Consider the following 6488-nt stretch of genomic DNA (forward strand, 5'->3'; position numbering starts at 1 on the left):
GTGATGACATCATAAGACACCCGCTCCACCTTCATCTCCGGACGGGTAAAACAGGCATAATCGCCCCAAATGTGTAGGCGGATTTGGTTTGCCATACAAACTCCTTAACACACAGCCGCCCGAAGGCGGCTGATTTTTTTAATACTGATAACCTATCAGCTTTAGTTTCAATACACGTATTTTAAGAATACGATACTATAAATTATTTTCGATAAACCATATTTAAATGTTAAAAAATAGAAGATTATAATTTAGTTATGTTCTTTCACTTAATATCTTCTGATATTCAGTTTTAATCATTGTTCTAATTTTCTCTGATATATCATTTTCAATATTCTTTCTGCTCGAAGCAGTTGGCTGATTTTCATAGTTAGATCCTGCTATCACAAAAGTAAGTTCAGCATCTTTATCAAATGATAATTTTTTTCTTGACGACGAACTAAAGAAAAAACATATTTTCAAGGTTCCTGAGTTTGAAGCACCAGAATACTTATAGGTTACAAGCATATTATGAATATAGTAATACTTATAATATATTTCATCTGACATTAAAAAGATATCATGTAGCCTATTTCCATCAATTTTCATTAATGTAACTGTGTTATTCATCCAAGAGACTTTAGGATCATTAGGTAGTAGGGTTTTCGAACCTTCCCTACTAATAACTATTTCATTCACATTATCTAATTTTAAATATTCTCCTAATCCACCTGTTAATCTTTTGAAAAACTTAACTCTTTCTATATCTTTAAAACTATCAAAAGTAATTCTCTCTTCTACATCACTGTTAGTAACACCTGATTGTCTTAGTTCTTTCGCGATCGCAATACCAAGCCTACGGTTTATGAGTTCGGTCTCACTAGATGTATGAGTATAAATAGATTCTAAGCTAATTCCATCATTTTGCTTTTCAATAATAATTTCTCCAGAAAAATCAAGCTCTCTATTCAAAAAATCTTTACTAAAATCTTTTCTCTTTATCTCGTATTGAATTTTAGCTTTATTAGCTCCAATAAATGTAAGTTTTGGTTTAGTATTTATTTCAATATTAGGAATATCTTGAAAAATATCAAAATCAGAAGAAAATAAATTTTTTAAAGGTTCTTTCCAATTTGCATCTTCATTAGACAACTCTAATTTTGAAATTTTACTTTTAGGCTTTAAATTTCTTGCAATTGATTTATCAATAATATTAGAGTATTCATTTGATGTTAACAGTGTAGCGACAAGAAGGGGAACAGAAAAAATTTTATCACCATTCCCACAAAATACACCTTTATTTTTTAAGGTATTATTTATTTCACCTTCAGAAATATGTTTGCTATTGAGAAGAACTCGTAATTCATTTCCAGATGGAATCAAACCTTTTAGATCTAATTTATTTTCCATTGTTTACTCCTGAAGCAAATCTAAAATTGAACTATTGTAAGAAAAAGGAATGATCTCTTCTCTTCTATCTTTAAATAAAGAACGAATCATTTTAGCCATATCTTTATTGATGACCGAATTGTAATCAGGAAATCCAATATAAATTTTTGCAACTAAGCCAGCAGAAAAATTTAAAGCATAGGCCATAAGATTTTTATACGCTATATCGCTGAAACTTTCCCTACTATATAAGTAAAATTGATTTTGACTATCTGCTGAAACAATAACTGGTATAATATCTGAAACAATTAACTCTATAGGTAAAAAATGACCTTTTCTATCTGATTCAACTGAAATAGAAGTTCCGATCTTAGGATAATAAAATTGATACTCTCCTTTATTAGATCGTTTTTCTAAATCATTTATTACTTTTAAAAGAAAGCTTGCTCTAGCGCTATCTATAATATAATAGGGGGTATCGCCCTTTAAATCTGGTCTAGACTTTGCAATAATAGGCAAAATGCTTCGATCAATTTCATTTTTATTACTATGTAACCAAATCAGTATCCCAATATCTTTTCGATTCTTTTTGATGGTAGTCAGCCCAATCAATGAATTGAATTCTTCATCATACTTTGCACATGCAATAATTTCCTCAAGCCCTTTAATATGACTCCTGAATTCGCTAGTAACAGCAGACTCACTAGTTCCATATCCTTCCATTTTATGTTTAACAGAAATATGAGCTATAACCGTCGTATCATCATGAAATGGAGTATCATATAAATATATTATATCCTCTCCATGACTTTTCTTTTGATTTCCTGAACTATTTACATGATTATCATCAGAGCATGCAATCGAAATATTATGAATTTGTTCTTTCCACCCTATTTTCTCTAACAATTTTTCAGCAATCTTCTCACCAATATCACCAGATTTTTTTGAAATTTCACCTGCCATATTATTTTCCTTCTTTAATATCAACGATTGCTTTATAACCAAAATCAGTCTTTTGAACTTCAAATGACATAATTTTTGTATTAGGATTTGAAATCACAATTTCTATGCCATCTAATAACGGAATTTTCTTTGATATTACTTTGATATATTTTGATAGTCTTGATTTATCAACTGAAAAATCCACATCTAAATCAACCCCATGTTTAATACCAAATCCATCTACAATAGAATTAATATCTTCTTCACGAAGAAAATTACTAGATATTTTTTTTAACTGATTAATTGAGAATGAATCTTCATTTGCTAAAGATTCTGAAAATTTCAAAATATTTTCTGGATTCGTAATTTTCTTGGAAATTGCAGCACTAATGCCACCGATTATTTGTGTATATTTTTTAGGAGTATTTTTAGGAGTTGCTTTTATAAATGACTCTAACCAATATTTGGTTTTCTTTCCTAAGCTATCAATAATAAAAGTAATATCTTCAATAGATAAAATTACAGCGCCTTTTTGAATAGAATCGATAGCAATACCATCTCGTTTAATAATCTCAATGATTCCATTGTGATTTTCAATATCTAAATAACTGTTTTTGGTCTCAATTCTAAATAAGCCAATAGCCTGAATATATTGTTCAGCATATTTTATTCCAGTAAATAATATTTCAATAAATTCTCCTCCGCCAATATTTGGGTGAGATGAGCAAATATATAAATGTTTTGCTATAGCCAAAGAAGCATTAAAGAAATTTTCATTATCTTCAAATATCAGCGATGTATAATGCTTAACTAAATTAAGATTGATATTAGATTCATGAGTTAGAGTATATTCATTTTCACTCCTTAAAACAGGAAGAAGAAAATGTTTTAATAAAAGTTCATCTAACGCTGAGTGGCTTTCTAGTTCAGCATCTGATAACTGCATACCTTCATCTCTGAACTGATTCCCTATTTTATGAACAATTACTTTTTCAACTTTTGCTTCACTTAAATCAAATTTCTCAGTCATTATCTTATCTCCACCAATCACTCGTAATTTTCATTACGAGTCAATTATCTTCCTACTTTTAGGAGAATGCAATATTTTTTTTCTAAAGCTGTTAAGTTAATCAAAACACCAAACTCTCTCCCTTCAAAAACGCTGTATCCTCCCAAGAAAGCCCCGCCACATCATCATACAAATCAAGTCCAATCAGCGTATAAAACTGTTTGCCGAAGTTTTTCTCGTTAATCGGTTCGATACGTCCCGCTTTATACAAAGCGGCGAGGGCTTTTTCGGGGATTTGGACGGTGTAGGGTTGCAATTTGCGTAGCAGTCCGCCAATGTGGTCGGCGTGGTGCAGGCTGCTAATGAGGTTTTCGGCATCAACATCGAACGGAATAATCAGCGGCTGCATATGGCTTTCGATCATGCGGAACTTGTCGGCGATGGTTTGGAATGGGAAATCGAGGCTTTGCCCTGCATCGTTGTGCATTTTCAGGATTTTTTTATTGTCCAGTTCGCTGCCTTTTAATTGATAAAGCTCGGCGAAGTAGGCGGCGACGGCTTGGGTAGATAAGAGATCGTCTGAAAAGCTGTCGGCGGTCAGACGCATGACGGCTGCTTGGGCTGCAAGTTCTGGAGGGGCTTTCCATTGTTCTTCGGGCGCGAATATCCAGACAAAACTGTTTTCAGACGGCCTTTTGCCTTCGCGGTTGCAGCGTCCGGCGGCTTGGGCGACGCTGTCCAAGCCTGCCTCAGCGCGCATCACCAGCGGAAAATCCACATCAACGCCGGCTTCGATTAAGGAGGTGGCGATAACGCGGCAGGGTTTGCCGTTTTTCAGACGGCCTCGGATTTCATCGAGCTTTTGGCTACGGTGTTTGGCGCACATTAAGGTAGTCAGGTGGAATGTGCCCTCAAGGTATTTGGCTTGGTCGTAGAGGCTGCGGGCGTGGCGGCGGTTATTGACGATGACGAGCATTTGCGGGTGTTCGCCAAGTTTGGCGAGCAGGTCGGCGTCGGTTTGTGTGCCAATGTGTTGCACGCTGGTGCGGCGCAGTTTGTCGAAAAGTGCGGTCGGTTTTGGGGCTATTTCGCGCACGTTTTCAAAGCCGCGATAGAAGCCGTTTTCGGCTTGCACGGCTGGCTGGGTGGCGGTGCACATGACGACGCTGCAGCGGTAGTTTTGCGCCAATTCTTTGATGGCTTGCATGATAGGCAGCAACAGATTGAGCGGCAGCATTTGCGCTTCGTCGAGGATGATGACGGAGCCTGCGATGTTGTGCAGCTTGCGGCAGCGCGAGGAGCGGTCGGCAAAGAGGGATTCAAAGAATTGCACGGCAGTGGTCACGACAATCGGCGCGTCCCAGTTTTCCGAGGCAAGTCGCAATTTGTCTTTGGTGGCCTCATTTTGCAGTTTGCCATCGTCGAAGGTGCTGTGGTGTTCCAACACGGCTTGTTCGCCCAATTCGCCAAAGGCTTTGCGGAATTCAGCGGCATTTTGTTCGATGATGCTGGTGAACGGGATGACGTAAATCACGCGCCGCATACCGTGCCGTTTGGCGTATTCCAGCGCAAATGCCATGGAAGTGAAAGTTTTGCCGCCGCCGGTCGGCACGGTGAGCGTGAACAGCCCTTGCGGTTGTGCCGCTTGTTCTACGGCATGATCGAGAATTTCGCTGCGCAGGCGGTTTAAGGCGGCATTGCGTTTTTCAGCTTCGGTTTGCTCTGAAGCTTGGGCGACACGTCGTCGGAAAGCGTTGATAAATTGATTGAAATTGTGTTGTAAGGCGTTTAAATCGGGATAACCGCCGCGCTCGACGGCGTTGTTTTCTAGGTTTAAATAAAAGGCTTCGGTATCGAGATAATCGGCATCCACTAAACAGGAATAGAGCATTCGGGTAAAGAAGGCGTAGGAGAAAAAAGGATGATGCGCATCGGCTTTGAGTGGTGGGGCGGACAGGTTTTGAGGGAGCTTGATTTCTTGTTGCCATAGGTTATCGAGGGTGGGAATATCTGCGCCGAACTGCAACGCCAAACGCTGTTTTAACGTGCGGCGGTTATCGCCTTCGCCATTTCCATTTGCCAGCCCGGCATGATGCCCCGCAATGCAAAACGCCATCAGCTTGCCGATAACATTTCCCCAACGCTCGATGGCAACTTTGGCTCCGGCAGTAGCATGATCGACTGATGGGCCACCATGCAATCGGTGATTAAAGGGTTCCGAATATTTCCCTAAGTCATGAAGCTGTCCCGTCTGGTAGGCAATTTCCTGCGCCCCGAATACCCGAGCAAACTCCGCCGCTATTTCCCCAACATTGACCAAATGGCTTTGCAAGGTTTGCCAACGTTCATAAGGTAAGAGATTACCGAGTTTATCTTGCGCGGAATGGGCGTAGTAAATTAAGGGTTTCATATTGAAATTCTAAAAAATTCAAACTGATATCATGCAATGATAATATGATATTAAATTTAATATGTAAATAGAAAAAATGCCGTCTGAAACTTTTTCAGACGGCATTGTCATTTATTACCTTTATAACTTACTTCTAATATCCTCCACTGCTTTCACTAAAGCCTCGGAAAGCGAAGGATCAAAAGAAGAGTGGCCTGCTTGGACGATTCTCAATTCCGCTTCTGGGAAGGCTTGCGAGAGTTCCCACGCGCTTTGCATCGGGGTGCATAGGTCGTAGCGGCCTTGGACGATGATGGTTGGGATATGGCGGATTTTGTCGATGTTTGCCAAGATAGCTTTATCGCCCTGCAACCAACCTTCGTTCACGAAGTAATGGTTTTCCATTCTTGCGATGGCAAGGGAGGCTTGCGGGTCTTCATCTACGTCTTTAGGTTCAAACCGAATAAGGTAGCTTTCCCAATCTGCCCATGATTTAGCTGCTTTGAGGCGCGTAGCTTCATCTTCGCTGAACAGCATTTCATGGTAGGCTTTAATTAGGGCTTGGCGTTTGTTTTCGGCTACGGGGGCAATGAATTTTTGCCATTGAGCCGGATAAATTTGGCTTACGCCACCTGCTTCGTTCAACCATGCCATTTCAGACGGCCTGCACAGGAAAATACCGCGCAAAACTAAGCCGCTGACGCGATCGGGATGGGTTTCGGCATAAGTCAGCGACAAGGTGCTGCCCCATGAGCCGCCGAAAACCAGCCATTTTTGAAT

Annotated in this window: 6 protein-coding genes; all 6 read right to left on the reverse strand. The window is 39.5% G+C overall.

The window, feature by feature from the left end; genetic code table 11:
* Nucleotides 1-95 (reverse strand): CRISPR-associated protein Cas5 (cas5, locus tag ACTHUE_RS09285; RefSeq protein WP_440423338.1); only part of this gene is annotated, 95 nt, incomplete at its 3' end.
* A gap of 160 nt (nucleotides 96-255) precedes the next feature.
* On the reverse strand, nucleotides 256-1389 hold the full coding sequence (gene gapS4b / locus ACTHUE_RS09290; protein WP_070695385.1) for a GapS4b family protein: 1134 nt from the start codon (nucleotides 1387-1389) through the stop codon (nucleotides 256-258).
* A 3-nt stretch (nucleotides 1390-1392) separates the two neighbouring features.
* Nucleotides 1393-2331, reverse strand: a complete 939-nt coding sequence (gapS4a, locus tag ACTHUE_RS09295; RefSeq protein ID WP_070625750.1) for a GapS4a family protein — start codon at nucleotides 2329-2331, stop codon at nucleotides 1393-1395.
* Between the two features lies 1 nt (nucleotide 2332).
* A complete protein-coding gene (locus ACTHUE_RS09300; protein ID WP_070625752.1) occupies nucleotides 2333-3361 on the reverse strand; it encodes a nucleoid-associated protein in 1029 nt (342 codons plus the stop codon).
* A gap of 79 nt (nucleotides 3362-3440) precedes the next feature.
* A complete protein-coding gene (locus tag ACTHUE_RS09305; protein ID WP_070695383.1) occupies nucleotides 3441-5729 on the reverse strand; it encodes a CRISPR-associated helicase/endonuclease Cas3 in 2289 nt (762 codons plus the stop codon).
* Nucleotides 5730-5849: 120 nt separating this feature from the next.
* A partial coding sequence (gene pip, locus ACTHUE_RS09310) for a prolyl aminopeptidase (RefSeq protein WP_440423336.1) occupies nucleotides 5850-6488 on the reverse strand: 639 nt, incomplete at its 5' end.

The sequence above is a fragment of the Neisseria sp. P0021.S005 genome, from assembly GCF_051956955.1.